Below are 22,804 nucleotides of genomic sequence, written 5' to 3'. Positions count from 1 at the left end.
AAATCGCAGGATACAGCGAAAGGAATGAAGACTGTGAATTTTAACATATTAGTGGAAGAGACGAGGGCTGGATTACTAGAAAATGTACATATTGGAATGGTTTGTGGTGTAAATAAAAAATTAAATGTTAAGTACCAATTGGGGGATTCAGAACATTATACTTATTTTAGATCTTCCGCAAAACCATTACAAGCATTACCAGTATTTCTTGCAAATTTAATTACCAAATATGGCCTAACCAACGAAGAAACGGCAATGTTTACAGCTTCTCATCGTGGTGAGTTTTATCATATTACTGCTCTTGAATCAATGTTGCAGAAATTACCTATAAAAGAGGAAGAACTGTATTGTCCTCCCTCATATCCATTAAATACAGAACCAAGAGAAGATATACTAAGAAAAGGAATGGAGAAAAGGAGGATTTATCATAATTGCTCAGGAAAGCATATGGGTTTCCTAGCTGTATGTCGTGAAATGGGGTATACAATTGGAGAGTATTGGAAAGTTGATCACCCACTACAACAACAAATCCTACATATACTCTCACTCCTATCTGAGGTCCCTATCTCGAAGATAAAAATCGGAATTGACGGATGTGGGGTTCCTGTATTTGGAATTCCGCTTAAAAATATGGCAATCACGTACCTCAAATTTGCCAATCCAGATTTAATCGATGATCCCAATTTACAAAAGGCTGTCATCGAAATGACAAAAATAATGAATGAGTTTCCCAAAATGGTAGCATCTAAGCGGTTTATTTGTACAACGTTGTTAGAAGATAACAATATCGTAGCAAAAGGTGGAGCACAGGGTGTCTATTGCTTTGGGCTGAAAAAAGAAGGACTAGGCTTTGCTTTAAAAGTAGCCAATGGTTCTGAAGACAATTGGCCCGTAATTGTAGCAACTATTCTCGAACAAATCGGTTATTCAAATAAAGACACAATCACTAGATTAAGAGAATTGAAGCCTTCAATTATAAAAAATGATGCAGGGCTTGAAGTAGGAACAGTTAAGACAGTATTTGAACTACAATCACTCATAGGGTAACAAGGATACTCGTAAAAAAACTGGCTAACTTTTGTTAGTCAGTTTTTTTACGAAATCCAATTTTACAATGTTTTACTGTATAGTTTCCGGTATTCTGCTGCTGCTTCCATAAACAAACCTTCATTTCTGCTATCAATCGCTTCATTAACCTTTGATTCCAAGATCTCTTTTTTTCGTATAAATAGGCTCTCATCAATAATCATTTGAATATATATATCAAGTACCGTTTCCCTAGGTGAATTAAGTTTTTTCGTATCCCGTGACTTCATGATCTCTGAGTATGTTTTTCTATTTTTCATGAAAGCTCACCCCTAAATCCTTTTTATTAGTATATTTAGATAGACACGTAAAATCAACTGAATTTTTAGACTTTTTAAAAATTTATTTGGAATAATTAAAATATTTGTATGACAATCATGATTTCCATGCATGATAGTAATGGAGGTGGAAAAAAATGAAAAATCCAAATGAACGTTCAAATCACGATATTGCAATGAACACGCCATTAAATCCGGTTTTCGGGATGTCAAACGCACTTGATACAAATAATCCTTTTCTTTCGGAATCTGTCTATGCGGGAAATTCGATTGACGAGCATACGACATTAGAACAAGGAAATGCATATCTTGCTGAAAAGGAACTTGGCCAAATTAATGAGAATTCATGAGAAAAGCGTAACGCTAAATCGTCCGCCTATCGACGACAAGTATAAGACGAGCGTTGACAGAAGGTGCATTTTACCTTCAGAAGCGATTGGGTCGATGACGCTTTGAGCTAGACACCAAGCAAGCATGAAGTGGGATTCTTTTAAAGACGCTCTTAAATAAGAGCATTTTAAAAAGAACTCCACTATTTTTTTGTGAACATTTTGTGAACGATGTAGTTATAATTACCTAGACATGGTATTATGAGAATGCTTTCATTAGTTTAAAAATTAAAACAATTTGAAGGGGATGTATGAGTGAAAGTGAAAAATACAAACTATTTAGTGGAATATGAGATTAACCCAGACACAATGGCGGTACTTCCAATCGAAGGAAATAATACCTGTTCAAGGGTACTCGAGGTAGAAGGTGAATATGTAGTAGCCATGAAACCTACGGAAATCGTCGACCGAAGCTGTCGTTATTTTGGAAGCTCACTTAAAGGCAGGCAAGAAGGAACGCGTGAAATCATGGGAGTGACCCATAAGGCTCCAATTATTGTAGAAGCCTCTAATAAGATTTTTCTATTTCCGACTGCTTCTCCAACCAAACAGGATTGTGCATGGCTTTCTCATAATTATGTCTCAGATTGCGAGTATAGTCTTCATGAAAAAACAACCGTTATTTTTACAAATAAACAAGCAATTCAACTGCAAATATCAAAGGGCTCCTTCCAAAACCAACTCCATAGAACTGCACAACTAAGGACAATTGTGACAAATCGAATGGATAAACCTAATAAACGCATTAATTTTGTGATAAATCCTCAAAGCAACGAAAGCTCACCCAAATAGAACTGATCCGATATAAAGCATTAAAAAATTTTCCCGTTTTAAAATTTTCCAATATTACTCACTGGCATTTTTTTCGATAAAATAAGATTCAAGCAGCTGTTGAACTTCATTTCGAATCCGTGGGTTAAAGTAGTTATGCTCCTCTTCATAACCTCGATACATAAATGAAAATAGAGTAAATGCCTCATCTCTTTGTTTTTCCCATACCTTCATATTTTTCTTTTTCATTTGTTGTTTGATTGTGTAGAGGTCTTTTTGAACTTTTTTCATTGTATGTTCAAGCAGATGGAGATATGGCTTTTTTAGCTTAAAGCCAGCTGTTTCTATTGCTGAAAGATCCCGATTAAGGATGGTAAGAACCATGGGTAAAAAGATAGCTTTTTCGAAAATATCTCGATCATCCTCAGGTATTCTTGTCATGATTATCCTTCCTTATAGAACATATGTTTGTGTATATAATACGTTATTTTTTTAGAAGAATCAAGAAAAGTGAAGGATAAATTATTTCTGTTGTCGAAATAATTTAAATTGTAGTGCATAATGGAAGTAGAAGTACTACTTCACTTTGACTATATTGTAATAAAGGACGGGAGAAGGATGACAGAGAATAAGCGTAGAGGAATCGTTGCAGAGGATTTATATGAATTAAAAACAGTCAATGACCCACAATTTTCTCCAGATGGAAGCACATACGTGTTTGTGGAAACGGAAATAAATAAGGAAAAGCACGAGTATAACTCACATTTATATGTTGGCACCGTTGGCGGGAAGATTACACAGTGGACTTTTGGGGATGTTCGAGATGGGTCACCACGTTGGTCTCCTGATGGAGAGTCAATTGCATTTGTATCAAATCGTTCAGGTAAACAGCAAATTTTTGTTATGAATGCAAACGGTGGTGAGCCGAAGCAGCTTACATATTGTGTGAATGGTGCCAGAAATCCAATCTGGTCACCAGATGGTTCGAAAATTTTAGTTACAACTTCTTTAGCTCCTGATGAAAGCATCACTGATAAAGAAAAGAAGAAAAAGGATGAAAACGAGAAAAAGCTTGAACCACTGGTTGTAGACAGAATTCGTTACAAATCTGATGCAGCAGGATTTTTAGATAATAAAAATCAACATCTTGCAGTACTTGATGTTGCATCTGGTGAGGTAGAACAACTGACATCAGGAGATTATGATTATGCAGCAGGAGGTTGGTCTCCAGATGGAACGAAAATCACATTTGTTGGTGATATTAGTGATGATTCAGATTATAATTTAATCTCTGATGTATACGTAATGTCAGTAAAAGATAAAAGCTATGACAAGATAACAGGAAGTACCGGTAATTTTGGCCTCCCTTCTTGGTCACCCGATGGCAAGTATATTGCGTTAATCGGGCATGAACAAGAATTTGCAGGTGCGACTTTACCTCAAATCTGGCTTTACACAGTTGATAGCAAAGAATTAACTTGTTTAACAAGTGAACTCGATGCATATGTTGGAGATTGTGTTGCGGCAGACTTCCAATTAGGCGGTTCAAATCATGGTGTTATTTGGAATGACGATAGCAGAAGTTTCTATTTCCTATTATCTAACCATGGCAGTACGGGAGTTTATTATGGTTCCATTGAGGGCGAGGTATATCCTTCCTTATTTGAAAATCAACATGTTTTCGCACTAACGGTAAATGATCATAAGGCAGTAGTAGGAATCAGTAAACCAACAGAGCCAGGCGATCTTTATCACTTGGATTTGAGTACTGGGGAATTAAATCGACTTACAAATGTGAATGAAGTCTTTTTACAACACGTTGAATTATCAGAGGCCGAGAGCTTTACATTCAATGCACCAGATGGCTGGGAAATTAATGGTTGGGTCATGAAGCCATTTGGTTATGAAGAGGGTAAAAAATATCCGACCATTGTTGAAGTGCATGGTGGTCCTCATGCGATGTATGCAAATACATATTTCCATGAGTTTCAGGTGTTAACAGGTAAGGGTTTTGTAGTTGTCTTCACGAATCCTCGTGGTAGTCATGGATATGGTCAGCAATTTGTTGATGCTGTTCGAGGCGACTATGGAGGAAAGGACTATTTAGATGTCATGGCAGCAACTGATTATGCAGTCGAACATTTTGATTTTGTCGATGAAACAAAGTTAGGTGTCACAGGTGGAAGCTATGGTGGTTTTATGACAAACTGGATTGTTGGTCACACAAATCGGTTTAAAGCGGCGGTTACTCAACGATCAATCTCAAACTGGCTTAGCTTTTATGGGGTAAGTGATATTGGATATTTCTTTACTGAATGGGAGTTAAAAGGGAATCTTTTAGAAGATGCTGAAAAACTCTGGGATCACTCACCGCTAAAATATGTAGGAAACGTGGAGACACCGTTATTGATTATCCATGGCGAGCGTGATTTCCGCTGTCCTATTGAACAAGCAGAACAGTTCTACGTGGCATTGAAGCATCAAAAGAAACCAACTAAGTTTGTTCGTTTCCCAGGAAGCAATCATGAATTATCAAGAAGCGGAAATCCAAAATTAAGATTATCACGCCTCAACCATATTAAAGATTGGTTTGTGAAATATTTAGTATAAGAATGAAAAGGCACTAGTAATCACTAGTGCCTACAGTCTTTTTTAATTTACAATATTTATAGAGAATATTAGGGGTGATGGGAAAATGATGTCGAGAAGTAATAACTTAGATAGAGAACAATTGGAAATGATTACACTGGATCAAGTCGTACCACAAGAACACCTTGTGAGAAAGCTTGAAGCAGCTATTGATTTCTCCTTCATATACCCATTGGTTGAAAACCTTTATTCAACTTTAGGCCGTCCAAGTATTGATCCAGTTGTACTGATTAAAATGACATTTATTCAGTATGTATTTGGCATACGTTCAATGAGACAAACAATCAAGGAAATTGAAACGAATGTTGCCTACCGTTGGTTTTTGGGTTTTGGTTTTTACACAGATGTTCCCCACTTTTCTACCTTCGGTAAAAATTATGAACGTCGTTTTAAAGATACAGATTTATTTGAACAGATCTTCTACCGTATTTTAAAAGAGATTACAGATAAGGACTTATTAAGCGCTGATCACGTATTTATTGATTCAACGCGTGTAAAAGCGAGTGCTAATAAACGTAAATTTGAAAAGAAAGTCGTACGAAAGGAAGCTCGTGCTTATGAAGCGAAGCTTCAAGAAGAGTTAAATCAGGATCGTATAGACCATGGTAAGAGACCATTCCCACCTGAAAAATTTGAAAAAGAAGAAATGAAAGAGATTAAAGAAAGTACAACGGATCCTGAAAGTGGATATTACGTAAAAGATGAACGCACGAAACAATTTGCCTATTCATTTCATGCAGCTACTGACCGAAATGGTTTTGTGTTAGGGTCGATTGTAACGCCATGGAATACTCATGATAGTCATATGCTTCAACCGTTGGTCGAATCGATTATGGATAAAGTCTTAAAACCTATTGCTGTTGCTGCCGATGCTGCTTATAAAACACCTGCAATTTGTAATTTCCTAATAGAAAATGGCATTACTCCTGCTCTTCCTTATACACGTCCCAAAACGAAGGAAGGATTCATGCGTAAACATGAGTACGTTTATGATGAGCACTTTGATTGTTATATCTGTCCGCAAGGAGAGACATTAGCTTACACAACTACGACGAAGGAAGGTTACCGACAGTACAAGTCCGATCCATTAAAGTGCGTACATTGTCCTTTACTAGAACAATGTACGCAGAGTCAAAATCACCAGAAGTTAATACAGCGTCACATCTGGGAAGGTTATGTGGAAGAAGCTGACCACCTTCGCCACACTGAAGAAGTAAAAGAAATATATGCTCGTCGTAAAGAATCTATTGAACGCGTCTTTGCTGATGCAAAAGAAAAGCATGGTATGCGATGGACTACCCTTAGGGGGATTAAAAAAATGTCCATGCAGGCGATGCTAACTTTTGCTGCAATGAATTTAAAAAAACTAGCAAATTGGACGTGGGTAAGCCCAGAGCTTGCATAAAACATAAGCAAGCTGGGACGGTATATACTCAAAAATAGTGGCCTTTTTCAATAAAAAAGAAAAAATAAAAGGCATTTGGGAATAAGAGAATTCCCAAATGCCTTTTGTCGACACTCTGAAGGCACTAGTAATCACTAGTGCCTTTTTCTATATGTTTTAAATGAAAATTTTTGGTAGGAATGCCCAAATGAGTGTACAATATGAAGTAAGAATATATTTTATCGCATCCGCTAAAGTGGATTAACAATTTCGAGGAGATTCCTATGGACATTGAAACGCTCAAAGAACTTATTACATTGAAAAATATTGAAGAATTGTTAAGAGAATACCGATCATTTGGTCCATTGCCTGGAATTTTTCTTCCAATGCTAGAAGCCTTTCTTCCGTTTCTGCCATTGGTTGCATTTGTTGTTGCTAATGCAAACGCATTTGGACTTTGGCTTGGATTTTTATATTCATGGATAGGAGCCATTGGCGGTTCTTTGCTTGTCTTCTTCCTAGTTCGAAGGTACGGTCAAAAAAGATTTTTTTCTTTTGTCAGTCGATATGAAAAGGTAAAGAGGCTTGTCAACTGGGTTGAAAGGCATGGGTTTGGACCATTATTTCTCCTATTATGCTTTCCTTTTACCCCGTCTGCAGCGATAAATTTAGTGGCTGGGTTATCAAGGGTAAGTACAGCTCAATTTGTTTTAGCTGTTTTAAGTGGAAAATTAGTAATGATATTCACTATTAGTTTCATAGGCTATGATATACGAGCTCTTTTTCAACAACCAGTCCGAACCATTATTGTGGTCATCATTATTTTTGTACTTTGGATTGTCGGAAAAAGAGTGGAAGCATGGTTAAAGGTAAAGCCCAATCTCCTTAAGGAGGATGAGGCCTAACACTATAAGTTGAAGGGTGGAGTTGGAATGGAGGAAACCCCAGCGAAGAAAAAACAAAATTTTTCTTTTATTAAAGCTTTAGGAATTAGTCTCATCATCGTTGTCTTTTTGCGAACCTTCTTTTTTACGAACTACATAGTTGATGGTGAATCTATGATGCCAACTCTTGAGGATGGTAACCTTTTAATGGTCAACAAGATTGGGATGAAAATAGGGGAGCTTAATCGCTTTGATATCGTAGTGTTTCATAAAAATAAAGAAGAGGATTTTGTAAAACGAGTCATCGGTTTGCCTGGAGACACACTTGAATATCGGGACGATGTGCTTTATGTAAATGGAAAAAGTGTTCCCGAACCATTCCTAGATAAATTTAAAGAAGAAATATTCGTGGGTCAATTAACAGGCGACTTCACCCTTGAAGAAGTAGCAGGGGAATCAACCGTTCCGGAAAATCATATTTTCGTTATAGGTGATAATCGCTTAGACAGCTGGGATAGCCGCCATTTCGGGTTTGTTAGAATGGAGCAGGTTGTTGGCAAGGTAAATATAAAATACTGGCCTTTCGACAAAATGGAATTATTAAACTAATAAGGAATTCATTCATAGATAACATTGTCAAAGAACTCAGCCGAAATTCGAGTTCTTTTTTGGCTTGGATATGATAAAATAGTACCAAAATTATGAATTAACTTTTTCGCAATTCCTTAAGACGCATTTGATTCGAAAGGAGGTTATGGAATGGGGACTAAGATACAAGTTCTACAAACAAAAATAACTCCCCCCAATTTAAAGGACATCATTTTACGAAGACCATCTTTAATGAAGAAAATGAAAACGATTCCACGTTATCCTCTAACCATCCTGCATTCTGGAGCCGGTTACGGAAAAACAACTGCACTAGCGTCCTTTATTCATGATCAAAAAAATACATCATGCTGGTATAGTGTAGGTACGAATGATGATGATATTATTCCTTTTCTAACATATGTGGTCTACGCGATTCGGAAGAATTACCAAGGTTTTGGAACGGAACTCCTTCTTTATGTTGAAAATATAGAACGGTATGTACGGGATGAAGAAATAAGAACGCTTTGTTCGCTGTTTATAAATGAGATAACGATCCTTAATAAGGATGTCATGCTTGTTATTGATGACTATCATTTGATTCAGCACTCTTCCTCAATTGACCATTGGATGACTTGGTTGATCCAACATCTTCCTATGAATTTGAATCTTGTCATCTCAAGTCGGATAAAACCAAGCTGGGATTTTCTAACCTCGATGACGGTTAAGGGAGAACTCCTTGAGCTTAAACAGCGCGACCTCATGTTTTCGTTTGATGAAGTTGAAGTCCTCTTAAGTGATTTATACGAGGGGGATCTAACAGATCAAGATATAAAGAAAATCTTTTCATTAACAGAAGGATGGATCATTGCGATTGGAATGATTCGAGCGCAGCTTTCTTCTGACGGAGGGTTGGAGACAATCCTCAATAATAAATCGAAATCACTCGATGAATTGTTTCGCTTCCTTGCGATGGAAGTGTTTATGAAGCAGCCACCGATGGTACAGCAATTTCTCGAGAATACGTGTATTTTTGAGGAATTGAACGGAAAAGTCTGTGATGAAGTTTTAGGGATTAGGGGCTCAGGTGAAATGTTAAAGGAGCTTTCCGACCATAATCTCTTTTTACTTTCAATTGGAGAAGGTCAATATCGCTACCATGCTCTGTTTAAGGAGTTTCTGGAACAGCGTCTATTTTCGACAAATGAACGGCATTTTCATAATCTTCATATTCAAACGGCTCGATATTATCAAAGAATAGGAGATTTTAATCAAGCAATCTACCATCTTGAGGAGACTTGTGATTATGAAAGAATAGCAGAAATTCTCCACCATTACGGAGAAAAAATGATTCAAAATGGGCAGCTTGAAGGTCTTCTTGATCGGATTAAAAAGATCCCTGAATCACTTATGAATCATTATTACTTACTGTGGCTTTATAAGGGGGAAGCGTTAAGATACCGTTGTTCCTATAAGGAGGCTGAGGATTGTTACATAAAAACCATTCACTTTGCTAGTTCTGCAAGAGACCTAGAGGGGTTAAGCAAGGCCTATGAAGGACAAGCGAAAATTTATCTTGATACAATTCAACCCGGGAAAGCAGAGCGATATTTATTACAGGCAATTGAAGCACTTGAAGAAAATGAAGCTTCCTCGAGTGAAGATAAGAGCAGGGTCTATCAATTAATGGCTGAAAACCTTGCCAATGCTGGCCATGCAAATAAAGCGAAAAAGTGGTATGAAAAAGGACGAGAACTTAATATCCCACTTTTAGACGGAAACCTAGAATCAAGATTGTATTTGCGGACTGGAAAACTTGTAGAAGCGAAAAAGATTCTGTCTCAAAAGAAAGTAGTTGAAAAGGATCAAAAAACGGTGCATTTACAGCAATCCCACCGTGAAACAGATTTGTTGTTATCGTTAATTGAGTCGTTTATGGGCAACGGGCAAGCCGCTAAAGAACTTGCTGAATCAGGAATTAAACAGGGAGTTCAATTTCAGGCACCATTTGTTGAAGCCTGTGGCTGGATGCGGATGGGACATGCCGTGCAGTTACTCGATAAATATGACACTTCACTTGCCACACAATGCTATGAAACGGCGCTAGAAATCATGGATGAAATAAAAGTTGCCAGGGGAAAAGCAGAGCCATTAATGGGTCTATGTATTCTCTATGGAAATAGAGGAATATATGATCGGGCCATTGAATTTGGGAATAAAGCCCTGGAAGAAACAGAAAAGGTAAAAGATTCCTGGCTCTCTGCATTGATTTTACTTTGTATGGGTATTTCTTCTGTTCATAATGAAAAGTGGGAGGATGCGAACACATACTTAAAAAGATGTGAAGCCCTGTTTGGAAATTGTGGTGACCAATACGGGATTGTCTTAACCCAGCTTTGGTTGGCAATTCTCTATTATCATCGAAAAGACAAGGATGCATTTATCGAAGTGATTACGAGCTTTCTGAAAAAAATGCAGGTCGGGGGCTATGATTTTATTCTGACGAAACGTACCACTTTCGGTCCGTTAGATTTATATAATGTCGTTCCATTATTACTTGATGCACAGAAGGAAGGAATTCATCTTCCATTCGTAAATCAGCTTCTGAATCATTTGGGTTATTCTAATATTACGTCCCATCCCGGCTACACATTAAGGATTCAAACATTAGGTAGATTCCGAGTCTGGCTTGGCAGCCAAGAGGTAGAGGAATCCGATTGGCAGCGAGGAAAGGCTAAGGAGTTGCTTGAGCTTTTTGTTACAATGCGAAATACAATGATTGCTAGGGAGGAAATATTTGCTACCCTCTGGCCCGAACATGACGAAGCGGCCGCAGCAAGAGATTTTAAGGTAGCATTAAATGCATTAAATAACGCGTTAGAGCCAAACCGAGTTGCAAGATCAACACCATTTTTTATAGGGCGGATTGGTTCATCCTACGGGCTTAATCAGCAAGCAGGCTATCAGCTTGATATTATTGAGTTTGAAGAATGGATCCATGCAGGTTTGCACGAAAAGGATACCGAGCAGATTATTAAATTCTTAAGACGGGCATTGGAGTTTTATGAGGGGGATTATTTACCAAATCGTAGATATGAAGATTGGTGCTTAAATGAAAGAGAGCGACTTCAAGTATTGTTTTTAAGGGGTGCTGAACGGATTGCTCAAAGCTTTGTGCAAACGGAACAGTTTGATGAAGCGATTTATTGGTGTGAACAAATTTTAACTAAGGACCGAACATGGGAAGAAGCATATCGCTTATTGATGTTCTGCTATTACCATAAAAACAACCGACCTCAAGCGATCAAATGGTACAAAAAATGTGTTTCAGCATTGGAAGACGAACTAGGGGTCGACCCAATGCAGCCAACAAAACAAATGTACGACATGATTCTTCAGCATCATAACTAACTTAATAATGCTTTGAAGATAAACCATTACTACTCTGTAATGGTTTATTTTTTTATTTTTTAAAATTTATTGAAAAATTGGCAAACTTGTATATAATAAAAGTTGAGAGGTGATTCAGGTGTCAGAAATAATAAGCGCAGATGATAAAGTATTGACCCCTAAAGGTTTAGAGACAAGAGAGAAACTTTTACGAGCAGCAGAGGAGATATTTGGACAAAAAGGATACTATGAAACTTCGATTGTAAATATTTCGCAGGAAGCAAAGGTAGCACAGGGGACCTTCTATAATTATTTTCCATCAAAAAAAGATATTTTTGATGAACTAATTCGTCAATATAGTCGGGAGCTTCGATTAGCAATTAAAGAAGAAATGGGTAAAGCTAAAACCTTCGAAGATGCACAACGTAAAGGATTCAAAGCCTTCTTTAATTGGGTTAAAAATCGCAGAAATTTATATAGTATCGTTCAACAAGCCGTGGTTGTGGATAAGGATCTTTACCGATGGTATTACGATAAACTTGCAAATGGATTTTTAAAAAGTTTGTCTGCAGGAATTGGAGTAGGAGAGTTTAAAGAGATTGATCAAGAAACGGTTGCTTATTGCTTAATGTCTATTGGCCAGTTTCTTGGGATGAGATGGGTGTATTGGGAACAGCGGGATGTTCCTGAAGAGGCTTTTGATGCAGCAATGACACTCATTTTTGAAGGGCTAAAAAAAGACTAGAAAGGGGAGCAGAATCATGCAAGGCGTTGCTTATTGGATTGAAAAAAGAGCTGAATTACATCCGAAGCGTATTGCTATTATCACAGAAAAAAATCAAATTACCTATCAAACATTGAGTCAGGATATAAACAAATTAGCTTATTACTTAAAACTCGAGTTAGGTATAAAAGCTGGCGACCGTATCGCGATTTTGTCTCAAAATAGATATGAATACATTGTATTATTATTTGCCATCGCAAAGATTGAATGTATTGCTGTCCCACTTAATATTCGTTTAACAGTAAATGAACTTATCTATCAATTAAATGATAGTGGGACAGAGGTGCTATTTGCAGAGGATATATATCAACAAACTGCCATTTCATTGCAGAGGGAAACCAGCCTGAAAGAAATCATATCCATTGATACAATAAGACATCTAGAAGCTAGAAACGAAAAGGTTTCAGTCGAAACAAATGAAAGCGCTACCTATTTGATTTGTTACACTTCAGGAACGACTGGAAAACCAAAGGGAGCGGTTTTGACACAGAGTAATATGTTTTGGAATGCGATCAATAATTCGCTCGCAATTGATATTACTTCAAATGACCGGTCACTTGTATTACTACCTCTTTTTCATATTGGTGGAATTGGTTTATTTGCATTTCCAACCTTGTATGCTGGCGGGACCATCATTCTTCCTGAGGGGAAATTTGATTCCGAGAGGGTCCTATTGATGATCGAACAGCACCAAGTGACAATCATAATGGGTGTTCCTACGATCCATCAGGCGATCTTACATAGTCCTTCATTTGATAAGACAAATTTGAAATCTGTTCGCTGGTTCTACAATGGCGGTGCTCCATGTCCACACGAACTTATTCAGGCTTTTTTTGATAAGGGATTATTATTTGGACAGGGCTTTGGGATGACCGAAACATCACCTACCCTCTTTATGCTTTTGAAAGAGGATGCCGAACGAAAAAAAGGTTCGATTGGAAAGCCTGCTATGTTTTGTGAGTATAAATTAATAGATTCGGAAGGGTTCATCGTAAAAGAAGGTGATGTAGGAGAACTTATTGTTCGTGGACCGAATGTGATGAAGGAATATTGGAACAAACCGGAAGCAACAGCTGAAGCCCTTCGTGATGGCTGGTTATATACCGGAGACTTAGCAAGGGTTGATGAAGAGGGATTTTTGTATATTGTCGGTAGGAAAAAAGAAATGATTATTTCTGGTGGAGAAAATATTTATCCATTAGAAGTTGAACAAGTAATAGGGCAATTAGCAGATGTTGAAGAAGTGGCTGTAGCTGGAGTAGTTGATCAGAAATGGGGAGAAGTTCCAATGGCTTTTGTTGTAAAAACGAAGGGGAGTTTATTAACAGAAGAAGAAATAATCGAATATTGTAATCATTTTTTAGCAAGATACAAGATTCCGAAAAAAGTAGAATTTATTGATCAACTTCCTAGGAATGCTACCGGAAAAATTCAAAAAAACCGGCTTGTGAACTTATGAAAGGACGGTATAACAGATGAGTGCAATTAAGATTGGAATTGAAGCAACAAGTGTTTTTTTTCCAAACGGGATAGAAACAGCGAAGGATTTATCGAAAAAAACAGGAATTCCTGAACAAGTAATCATCGAGAAGTTCGGCCTGTATCAAAAGCATGTTTCAGATGACACGATGCAGGCGACAGACCTCGGAATTGAAGCGGCCCGACAAATTCTTACCAAAATAGATCCATTATCAATTGATGTCGTTATCTATTTTGGCAGTCCACATAAGGATTATTTAGTGTGGTCATGTGCTCCTAAACTTCAATTTGAGCTTGGGACAAAAAATGCCTATGCATTTGAATTAATGAATGTGAGCTCTTGTTTTCCGATTGCCTTAAAAGTAGCAAAAGATATGCTTCGATCAGATGAAACGATTAAAAATATTTTGCTCGTTGGAGGCTGTAAAGAATCTCAAATCATTGATTATGAAAATCCTCGCTCCAGGTTTATGTTTAATTTTGGAGATGGAGGGACAGCAGCATTAATAACGAAAAATTCTGCCAAAAGTGAAATTCTTGAAAGCTCGATCATTACCGATGGTTCATTCTATGAAGATGTCCGTGTACCAGCTGGGGGTTCCAAACTGTTCCCAAGCATGGAAACCGTAAGAAATAGACAGCATTACATCGACGTACTTGATCCATCTAGCATGAAAGCACGACTAGACCCTGTATCTATTCCAAATTTTGAAAGAGTTATTCGACAAGCATTACAAAATAGCGGATATTCACCTCAAGATATAAAAGTTCTTCTACCACTGCATACGAAACGCTCCATGTTCAGAGAACTACTTCAGACACTACATATACCAGAAGAAAACACAATTTATTTAGAGCACCATGGACATATGTCCGCACTTGACCCGTGCGTTGGCCTTCATTTTGCACAGGAGCAAGGAAAATTAACGAATGGCGATATTGCTGTTGCGGTAAGTGCTGGAACAGGTTATACATGGGCAGCCACAGTTATTCAATGGAAGGCTTATTGATTTATCGTCTGTAACTAAAATGTAACTATTACCAAGTACGATTATTGCAGAAGGTTTTACAGTTTTTAAGATTAAAAAGGGGGAAGGAAAAATGAAGAAATTCTCATTTCGTAAAATGCTTTTTTTAAGCTTGCTTGCCATGCTTATGGTAGTTGCAGCAGCTTGTAGTTCAGGATCTTCGAGTACAGAAGAAGAGAAACCAAGCCAAGGTGATTCAGAGAAACCAGGAGAAGAAACAAAAGCAAAAGATCCAATCAAAATCGGTGTGCTTGCTTCATTGAGTGGTGGACTCGAGGCATACGGTAAACAATCAACACAAGGGTTTGAACTTGGCCTTGAATATGCAACTGACGGAACAATGGAAGTGAATGGACAAGAAATTCAGTTTTTCATAGAGGATACTGAAACAAAGCCTGAGGTTGCAATTCAAAAAGCAACTAAGTTAATAGAAGAAGACGGTGTAGATTTCCTAGTCGGTTCTTCAAGTTCAGCGGATACATTAGCTGTGCTTCCGCTAGCAGAGGAATATGAAAAAATTATGATTGTTGAGCCAGCTGCAGCAGACAGTATTACAGGTGCAGACTGGAACGAATATATTTTTAGAACGGCACGTAACTCTTCACAGGATGCTGTTGCAGGTGCAGCGGCAATTGCAAAAGAAGGTGTAAAAATTGCAACACTTGCCCCTGATTATGCATTCGGTCGTGATGGTGTCGCAGCGTTTAAGGAAGCAGCGGAAAAATTAGGTGCTGAGATTATCCATGAAGAGTATGCAGATCCAGCAGCAACAGACTTTACATCGAATGTTCAAAAAATTATTGAAGCAAAGCCTGATTATTTATACGTTGTTTGGGCAGGTGCAAACACACCATGGAATCAAATTAGAGACATGAAAGTACAAGAAAACGGCATTAAAATTTCGACTGGTGCTCCAGATATCCCAGCACTTGCTACAATGGATGCCTTAGTTGGAATGGAAGGATTCACAGTTTACTATCATCAGCTCCCTAAAAATGAAATTAACGATTGGTTAGTTGAAAAACATAAAGAGAAGTTTAACGGAGAGGTTCCTGATTTATTTACTCCAGGCGGTATGACTGCTGCATTAGCAATTGTTGAAGCGATTAAAAAGACAAATGGCGATACAAATGCAGATAAGCTAATTGAAGCGATGGAAGGCATGAGCTTTGACACTCCAAAAGGAAAAATGACGTTCCGTGAAGAAGATCACCAAGCACTTCAATCTTTATATGCGATTCGCCTAGAAAAGGTTGATGGTGTGGATTATCCAGTTCCAGTTCTAATGAGAGAGTTAAGCCCTGAAGAAACAGCTCCACCAGTTCGTAACTAATGAAAAATCAAGGAACTTCGGTAGTATCTTTCTACCGAAGTTTCCTTTTAGAAAAAAGAGGTGAATTTACGTGAAGAATATTATTGAAACGAAAGACCTGACAATCGCATTTGGAGGTCATGTTGCTGTAGATAAGGTTAATTTTACAGTTCCTCCTCACCATTTCAAATCAATCATCGGACCAAATGGTGCAGGTAAAACAACATTTTTCAATTTACTAAGTGGCCAGCTTTTACCTACAAACGGCCAAGTTTTCTTAAAAGGTGAAGATATTACAAAGCTTTCTCCAACCGCACGTACACGAAAAGGAATAGGTCGTTCCTTTCAAATCACAAATGTTTTTCCAAATCTTACAGTATTAGAAAATGTTCGTTTAGCCGTTCAATCCGTGGCAGGAGTTCGGTATCAAATGTTTAAGCACTTCCGTAAATATCGACAATTCGAAGAAAAAGCACTACACATTCTATCGCTTGTTCTTCTTGATAATAAAGCAGATGCAATTGCAAAAAACTTGGCACATGGCGAAAAACGAAAGTTGGAAATTGCCATGCTTTTGGCATTGGAGACTGAGGTTCTGCTATTGGATGAACCAACTGCCGGAATGTCCCTTGAGGAGGTTCCTGCGATCCTTGAGGTCATAAAAAAGATTAAAGCAGAAGGGAACCGCACAATCATTTTAATTGAACACAAAATGGATATGATTCTCGACCTGTCTGATAGTGTAATGGTTTTATTTAACGGTAGATTGCTAGCGGATGGAACACCTGAAGAAATTATGGATAATGAAACAGTCCAATCAGCGTATTTAGGAGGTTTGTACGATGACACTGCATCTTAAGGTAGAGAGAATTGAAACGTATATTGACCAATTTCATATATTGCAAGGCGTTTCATTTGAAGCGAAAAAAGGAGAGGTTACTGTTCTTTTAGGGCGAAACGGCGCTGGTAAAACAACTACCCTCAGGTCAATTATGGGACTTAATCCACCTGCTAAAGGAACAATCGAATTTAATGGGGAAAATATTGCAGGTCTGGCAACCTATCATATTGCTGCAAAAGGGATTGGTTATGTACCTGAGGATCAAGGAATATTTGGTGAGTTAACAGTAGAGGAAAATATGAAGGTCGCAATCAAAAAGGAAAACGATGATACAAAGGAACGTCTCGATTATATTTTGAACTTATTCCCTGACCTAAAGAAGTTTTGGAAAAGAAAAGGTGGTAACCTCAGCGGTGGGCAAAAGCAAATGCTTTCTATCGCAAGGGCTTATGTTAATAATAATGATTTGCTTCTAATTGACGAACCAAGTAAGGGACTAGCTCCAATTGTGGTAGAAAAAGTAATGGAATCTATCCAAGAGATGAAGTCAAAGACCTCAATTGTGCTTGTTGAACAAAACTTTTTTATGGCAAGTACAATAGGAGACCGATTTTTCATCATTGACGATGGAAGAACTGTTCATCGTGGCGAAATGAAAGAGTTAAAGGAAAATGAACAACTACGTAAACAATATTTAGGTATTGCCTAACAGGAACGAGGGTGTCTAGCTCCAGGCGCCATCGGCTCTCTGGTCTAAGCCAATCGCTTCGGAAGGTAAAGTGCACCTTCTGTCAGCGCTCGTCTTATGCTTGTCACCGATAGGCAGGCGCCTTGCGCTTTTCTTTGAAAGGAGGATATTTTGTGGATGCAATTATCAATTTAACGGTCAACGGTCTTGCGACAGGTATGTTAATCTTCCTACTTGCTGCCGGGTTAACCTTGATTTTTGGACTTATGGATGTTTTGAACTTTGCTCATGGTGGTTTATTTGCCTGGGGAGCATATGCCGGTGTTTGGTCTTATGGGCAAACCGGCAGTTTCATAGTTGGAATCATTACCGCACTAATTACAGGTTTAATTTTAGGCTTGCTAATGGAAAAATTCATCGTCACTCCAGTTTACGGAAATCATATCCAGCAAATTTTAATAACGCTTGGGGTTATGATTGTCCTATCCGAAATGCTTAAGGTCGTTTGGGGGCCACACCAATTAAGTGCGAAAACCCCTGACTATTTAAGTGGAAGTTGGGAGTTTGGAGGAGTCATTCTCATCAAATATCGTTTATTTATCATTTTAGTTGGGTTCTTAGTTTTCTTCCTTGTTTACTACATTCTAAAAAATACAAAAATCGGCCTAATTGTTCGTGCAGGTGTAATTAATAAGGAAATGGTTCAATCACTTGGTATTAATATTAAAAAGATTTTTATGCTAGTTTTTATGGTGGGTGCAGCAATGGCAGCTCTTGGTGGTGTATTACTTGGACCTTATTCCGGACAAATTTATGCAGAGATGGGAATGGAGTTTGCAATTCTCGCATTTATCGTCGTTGTTATCGGAGGGATGGGAAGTATTACAGGGTCACTATTTGCGGCAATTTTAGTAGGGCTATCAGGTGCTTATATGGCTTATTATGTCCCTGAATTATCACTTGCAGTGAATATGTTGCTAATGGCCGTTGTATTAATTTTCAGACCACAAGGATTATTCGGTGCAAAGGGGTGAGGAAATGAGGCTTCTAACTAATTCTTCAAAAGTTAACATCATATACATTGCAGCAGCAGTATTCCTTCTATGTTATCCATTTATTAATGATACTAGAAGTATAATGATTTTATTTACGCAAATCTTTATCTTTGCTGTCTTTGCCATGAGCTATGATATTTTACTAGGTTTTACAGGAATTGTTTCATTCGGGCATGCAATGTTTTTCGGGATCGGTGCCTATACGACAGGAGTTCTTTTAGATCGATTTGAGCCAACTATCCCAATCTTTCTACTATCCATTATAGTTGGAATGATTCTCGCGGCGATTTTAAGTTATATTGTAGGTTTGCTCTCACTTCGGTTAAAAAGTCACTTCTACGCCATGCTGACATTGGCATTTTCAGGCTTGTTTTTAGTTGCGGCAGAAAAATGGAGGTCATTAACAAGAGGAAATGATGGATTTACGTTCCGCGTTCCAGATGTATTAAAAGACCGTATGACCCTATATTTTGTCACATTGATTCTTATGATTATCGTATTTTTAGTATTAAAAAGATTCACAGAATCCCCTCTTGGCAGGGTTCTCCAAGCAATTCGTGAAAATGAACCCCGAACAGAATCACTTGGCTATAATGTGATTCATTATAAAATCATTGCGAGTATTGTAGCAGGGCTGATTGCAAGTGTTTCTGGCTCGATGTATGTTGTCACATTACGGTTTGTAAATACATCGGTATTTGCCCTTGATGTAACCCTTGATGCACTTCTCATGACGATTATTGGAGGGGTCGGAACGCTAGTCGGGGCCATCATTGGAGCGGGCCTTATCGAATTTGCACACCACTGGCTTACTGGACTTGCAAAGGTTCACTGGATTTTTGAAAGATGGATGATCTTCTTTGGTATCTTATATATATTAGCCGTTATGTTCTTCCCAACGGGAATCGTTGGAACTGTCAAGTCGTGGTTTTATAAAAGAAAAGGAACCAATAAAACGAAAGACTATGAAAAAGAAAAAATAGCTGGCTAAGGAGTGAGGGCTATGAATGATAATCAACCCATTACTTCATTCGTTGTCCGTTGTGCGCTGGTTGATGTGGATAACAAGACAATGAAAAAGCAATGGCGGATAAAGGTGAGCCATGTTCAAGGAGAAGATGAAGTAGTCGTGACAGATTTAGATGATGCTGTTCAGTTTATGAAACGTGTAATAGAGGAGTGACCTACTTTGCAATCAGTTGGAATTTTAAGTACAGGGATATACATTCCGAATGAGTTTCTTACTTCGGAGGACATTTCAATGAAGAGTGGGATTCCAAAGGAAATCGTTGAAACAAAGCTAGGAATTTTAAGAAAACCGATTCCAGGACCAGATGACCATACTTGTGAAATGGGAATCAAAGCAGCAAGAGAAGCAATCAAAAAGGCAAAGATTGATCCAATGGAAATTGATTTAATTATCTATATTGGGGAAGAGCATAAGGAATATCCTTTATGGACAGCAGCAATTAAAATGCAACAGGAACTTGGCGCCATGAATGCATGGGGGTTTGATGTTGCAATGCGCTGTGGAACGACAATTATGGCGATAAAGGTTGCAAAGGATTTGATGAAGTCAGATGATTCCATAAAAACGGTATTACTAGCGGGTGGCTATCGAAATGTAGATTTTATTGATTACGAGAATCCTAGAACTCGCTTTATGTATAATTTAGGAGCCGGTGGCGGTGCTATCCTTTTACAAAAAGATAGCACTAAAAATCACGTCCTAGAAAGTCATATTATGACAGATGGTGCATTTTCTGAGGATGTCGTAGTAGTAGCAGGCGGAACAAAGAATCCAATGACAAAGGAAGCGCTAGAGCAAAAACTAAATATGCTGGATGTTCTTGACCCAGAAGGAATGAAACAACGACTTGAAGAAAAGTCGATGGATAATTTTCTTCAGGTGATTCGAAAGGCAGTCAAAAAAAGCGGGTATACCGAAGCAGAAATTGATTATTTAGGTATTCTCCACATGAAAAAATCAGCCCATGATTATGTGTTAAGCGAATTAGGTTTAACCCAGGAACAATCCATTTATCTTAATGAATACGGACATATAGGTCAAATGGATCAAATACTTTCTATGGAGTTAGCGGAAAAAAACGGTAAAATAAAAGAAGGGGATCTTGTTGTTCTAGTAAGTGCTGGAATAGGATATGCATGGGGTGCCACTGCAATAAAATGGGGGGATTGTTAATGTCAGCAATTGAACTAAAGACTGTTAATCTAGCAAATGGAGAAACACTGGGCTATAGGGAACGTGAAGGGGGAGAACAAGTAGTTCTGCTCATCCACGGGAACATGACTTCATCTAAACATTGGGATCTTGTTATTGAAAATCTTGATAGCGATTACAAGGTGTATGCAGTGGACATGAGAGGATTTGGGATATCCACCTATCACAAACCAGTTCAATCGATAAAGGATTTTTCCGATGATATTAAACTATTTGTTGATGAATTAGGCTTATCTGATTTTATAATTGCTGGTTGGTCAACTGGTGGGGTTGTATCAATGCAATTTGTGGCGGATTATCCAGGATATTGTAATAGGTTGATATTGGTAGAGTCTGTCTCAACAAGAGGTATTGCACTTTATGAGGTTAATTCTGAGGGGGAAGAAGATTATTCAAAGAGACTTAAAACTTATGAGGATTTATTAAAGGATCCACTTAGAATTATACCGATTCAAAATGCGTATGACACTAGAAATAAGGAAGTATTAAAAGCAATTTGGAATGCTTTAATTTATACCCATAACCAGCCAGATGAGAAGGATTATGATGAATATTTAGACGATATGTTAACACAAAGAAATCTAGCTGAAGTCTATTATTCATTAAATAAATATAATATTAGTGAATATCATAACGGTTTAGTTGACGGAAACGGTCTTGTGAAAAATATAAAAATCCCAGTCTTGATTTTACGTGGTGATAGAGATTTAGTAATCACAGATAAAATGACACAGGAAATTGTTGAGGACTTAGGGGAAGTAGGAACATTTATTGAATTACCAGACTGTGGACATTCTCCATTGATTGATAACTTAGAGCTGTTATTAAAACATATGCATGAATTTATCGAACAAAAGGAGCCGGCAAAATGAGATTAATGGATAAGGTTGCAATAATCACTGGAGCGGCAAATGGACTAGGGTTAGAAGCCGCCATTACTTTTGCACGTGAGGGTGCAAAGGTTGCATTAACAGACTATGATACAACAGGGGCTGAGAGAGCCAAAGAACTGAAAGAACAAGGTGCAGATGTTGAATTTTTTCAAGTTGATGTAGCAAACAGAGAGAGTGTTGACAAAACAGTCGCCGCTGTTATGGAGCGATTTGGGAAAATTGATATTTTAATTAATAATGCAGGAATTACTCGTGATGCAATGCTGACAAAGCTTTCCCAAGAGGATTTTCAAAAGGTTATCGATGTAAACTTAACAGGTGTCTTTAATTGCACCCAAGCCGTCGTGCCACATATGATTGCTAACGGAAAAGGGAAAATCGTTAGTACTTCGTCTGTAACTGGTGTATATGGGAATGTAGGGCAAACCAATTATGCGGCATCAAAGGCAGCAGTAATTGGAATGACGAAAACATGGGCAAAAGAACTTGGTAGAAAAGGGATTAATGTCAATGCAGTTGTGCCGGGGTTTATTGAAACTGGGATGGTTGCAGCAGTACCCGAAAAGGTAATCAATCAAATGAAAATGATGATTCCTCTGCAAAGACTAGGAAAGCCTTCAGACATTGCCAATGCGTATTTATTTTTATCATCCGATGAATCGGACTATGTGAACGGAACAACCTTACATGTTGATGGTGGAATAATGATGTAATTCAACTAGGAGCTGATTTTATGGCTCCTAATTTTTTTGGTTAAAGAAGATATTTGGTTCAAGGACATAATCGGGAGTGGTGTAGAGGATATGTCTTTGAGGGCTTGGATGAAAGACAAAACCAAGCTGTGATGTTGATGTAATAATGTCTCTGATAGCCTATCTCAAAGACAAAACGTAATAAAATATTGAATGAACTGTCTCTGATAGCCTGTCTCAAAGACAAAACGTATTAAAATATTGAATGAACTGTCTCTGATAGCCTGTCTCAGAGACAAAACGTAATAAAATATTGAATGAACTGTCTCAGATAGCCTGTCTCAAAGACAAAACGTAATAAAATATTGAATGAA

Annotated in this window: 22 protein-coding genes; 20 read left to right on the top strand and 2 right to left on the bottom strand. The window is 37.9% G+C overall.

Going from position 1 to position 22,804, the window contains the following annotated elements; all coding sequences use genetic code 11:
- Window positions 1–24 precede the first annotated feature (24 nt).
- Window positions 25–1,047, top strand: coding sequence for an asparaginase (locus V7112_RS14135; RefSeq protein ID WP_438823892.1), 1,023 nt, complete (start codon window positions 25–27; stop codon window positions 1,045–1,047).
- A 62-nt stretch (window positions 1,048–1,109) separates the two neighbouring features.
- Here V7112_RS14135 and V7112_RS14130 read toward each other — a convergent pair whose 3' ends face one another.
- Window positions 1,110–1,346, bottom strand: coding sequence for an IDEAL domain-containing protein (locus tag V7112_RS14130; protein ID WP_335420828.1), 237 nt, complete (start codon window positions 1,344–1,346; stop codon window positions 1,110–1,112).
- A gap of 155 nt (window positions 1,347–1,501) precedes the next feature.
- Here V7112_RS14130 and V7112_RS14125 point away from each other — a divergent pair, with 155 nt between their 5' ends.
- Both V7112_RS14125 and V7112_RS14120 read left to right on the top strand, forming a co-directional pair.
- Window positions 1,502–1,714: a hypothetical protein gene (locus V7112_RS14125; protein ID WP_335420826.1), complete on the top strand. Its 213-nt coding sequence runs from the start codon at window positions 1,502–1,504 to the stop codon at window positions 1,712–1,714.
- Window positions 1,715–2,008: 294 nt separating this feature from the next.
- The gene (locus V7112_RS14120) at window positions 2,009–2,545 is read left to right on the top strand and encodes a competence protein ComK (protein ID WP_335420824.1); all 537 of its coding nucleotides are present in this window, start codon (window positions 2,009–2,011) and stop codon (window positions 2,543–2,545) included.
- 54 nt (window positions 2,546–2,599) lie between these two features.
- Here the strand turns inward: V7112_RS14120 and V7112_RS14115 are convergent, their stop codons facing one another.
- Window positions 2,600–2,965, bottom strand: coding sequence for a hypothetical protein (locus tag V7112_RS14115; protein ID WP_335420821.1), 366 nt, complete (start codon window positions 2,963–2,965; stop codon window positions 2,600–2,602).
- Window positions 2,966–3,142: 177 nt separating this feature from the next.
- Here V7112_RS14115 and V7112_RS14110 point away from each other — a divergent pair, with 177 nt between their 5' ends.
- From V7112_RS14110 to fabG, 17 genes are all read left to right on the top strand, one after another.
- Window positions 3,143–5,134 (top strand): S9 family peptidase, encoded by a 1,992-nt coding sequence (locus V7112_RS14110; protein ID WP_335420820.1) that lies wholly within the window; start codon window positions 3,143–3,145, stop codon window positions 5,132–5,134.
- Window positions 5,135–5,219: 85 nt separating this feature from the next.
- Window positions 5,220–6,578, top strand: a complete 1,359-nt coding sequence (locus V7112_RS14105) for an IS1182 family transposase (RefSeq protein WP_335420818.1) — start codon at window positions 5,220–5,222, stop codon at window positions 6,576–6,578.
- A 263-nt stretch (window positions 6,579–6,841) separates the two neighbouring features.
- Window positions 6,842–7,462, top strand: a complete 621-nt coding sequence (locus V7112_RS14100; protein WP_335420816.1) for a TVP38/TMEM64 family protein — start codon at window positions 6,842–6,844, stop codon at window positions 7,460–7,462.
- A 27-nt stretch (window positions 7,463–7,489) separates the two neighbouring features.
- Window positions 7,490–8,050: a signal peptidase I gene (lepB, locus tag V7112_RS14095; protein ID WP_335420814.1), complete on the top strand. Its 561-nt coding sequence runs from the start codon at window positions 7,490–7,492 to the stop codon at window positions 8,048–8,050.
- A 150-nt stretch (window positions 8,051–8,200) separates the two neighbouring features.
- Window positions 8,201–11,437, top strand: a complete 3,237-nt coding sequence (locus tag V7112_RS14090) for a BTAD domain-containing putative transcriptional regulator (protein ID WP_335420812.1) — start codon at window positions 8,201–8,203, stop codon at window positions 11,435–11,437.
- Between the two features lie 118 nt (window positions 11,438–11,555).
- The gene (locus tag V7112_RS14085) at window positions 11,556–12,161 is read left to right on the top strand and encodes a TetR/AcrR family transcriptional regulator (RefSeq protein ID WP_335420810.1); all 606 of its coding nucleotides are present in this window, start codon (window positions 11,556–11,558) and stop codon (window positions 12,159–12,161) included.
- 16 nt (window positions 12,162–12,177) lie between these two features.
- Window positions 12,178–13,659: an o-succinylbenzoate--CoA ligase gene (locus V7112_RS14080; RefSeq protein WP_335420808.1), complete on the top strand. Its 1,482-nt coding sequence runs from the start codon at window positions 12,178–12,180 to the stop codon at window positions 13,657–13,659.
- Window positions 13,660–13,684: 25 nt separating this feature from the next.
- A complete protein-coding gene (locus tag V7112_RS14075; protein WP_335420856.1) occupies window positions 13,685–14,689 on the top strand; it encodes a 3-oxoacyl-ACP synthase in 1,005 nt (334 codons plus the stop codon).
- A 91-nt stretch (window positions 14,690–14,780) separates the two neighbouring features.
- A complete protein-coding gene (locus V7112_RS14070; RefSeq protein ID WP_335420806.1) occupies window positions 14,781–16,040 on the top strand; it encodes a substrate-binding domain-containing protein in 1,260 nt (419 codons plus the stop codon).
- Window positions 16,041–16,110: 70 nt separating this feature from the next.
- On the top strand, window positions 16,111–16,878 hold the full coding sequence (locus V7112_RS14065) for an ABC transporter ATP-binding protein (protein WP_335420803.1): 768 nt from the start codon (window positions 16,111–16,113) through the stop codon (window positions 16,876–16,878).
- Window positions 16,862–17,569: an ABC transporter ATP-binding protein gene (locus V7112_RS14060; protein WP_335420801.1), complete on the top strand. Its 708-nt coding sequence runs from the start codon at window positions 16,862–16,864 to the stop codon at window positions 17,567–17,569. Before V7112_RS14065 ends, V7112_RS14060 begins: the two co-directional genes overlap by 17 nt.
- 152 nt (window positions 17,570–17,721) lie before the next feature.
- Window positions 17,722–18,582, top strand: a complete 861-nt coding sequence (locus tag V7112_RS14055) for a branched-chain amino acid ABC transporter permease (RefSeq protein ID WP_335420799.1) — start codon at window positions 17,722–17,724, stop codon at window positions 18,580–18,582.
- A gap of 4 nt (window positions 18,583–18,586) precedes the next feature.
- The gene (locus tag V7112_RS14050) at window positions 18,587–19,594 is read left to right on the top strand and encodes a branched-chain amino acid ABC transporter permease (protein WP_335420797.1); all 1,008 of its coding nucleotides are present in this window, start codon (window positions 18,587–18,589) and stop codon (window positions 19,592–19,594) included.
- A 12-nt stretch (window positions 19,595–19,606) separates the two neighbouring features.
- Window positions 19,607–19,786, top strand: coding sequence for a hypothetical protein (locus tag V7112_RS14045; RefSeq protein ID WP_335420795.1), 180 nt, complete (start codon window positions 19,607–19,609; stop codon window positions 19,784–19,786).
- A 6-nt stretch (window positions 19,787–19,792) separates the two neighbouring features.
- Complete coding sequence (locus V7112_RS14040) at window positions 19,793–20,806, top strand: 3-oxoacyl-ACP synthase (RefSeq protein WP_335420793.1); 1,014 nt, start codon at window positions 19,793–19,795, stop codon at window positions 20,804–20,806.
- On the top strand, window positions 20,806–21,717 hold the full coding sequence (phaZ, locus tag V7112_RS14035; protein WP_335420791.1) for an intracellular short-chain-length polyhydroxyalkanoate depolymerase: 912 nt from the start codon (window positions 20,806–20,808) through the stop codon (window positions 21,715–21,717). The genes V7112_RS14040 and phaZ overlap by 1 nt, the downstream gene beginning before the upstream one ends.
- Complete coding sequence (gene fabG, locus V7112_RS14030) at window positions 21,714–22,451, top strand: 3-oxoacyl-ACP reductase FabG (protein WP_335420789.1); 738 nt, start codon at window positions 21,714–21,716, stop codon at window positions 22,449–22,451. The genes phaZ and fabG overlap by 4 nt, the downstream gene beginning before the upstream one ends.
- Window positions 22,452–22,804 lie beyond the last annotated feature (353 nt).

Origin of the sequence: Bacillus sp. JJ1566, assembly GCF_036962685.1 — a bacterium.
Classification (GTDB): Bacteria; Bacillota; Bacilli; order Bacillales; family Bacillaceae_L; genus Ferdinandcohnia.
The sequence above is the reverse complement of the archived record's forward strand: the minus strand, read 5'-3'. Positions and strand labels throughout refer to the sequence as shown.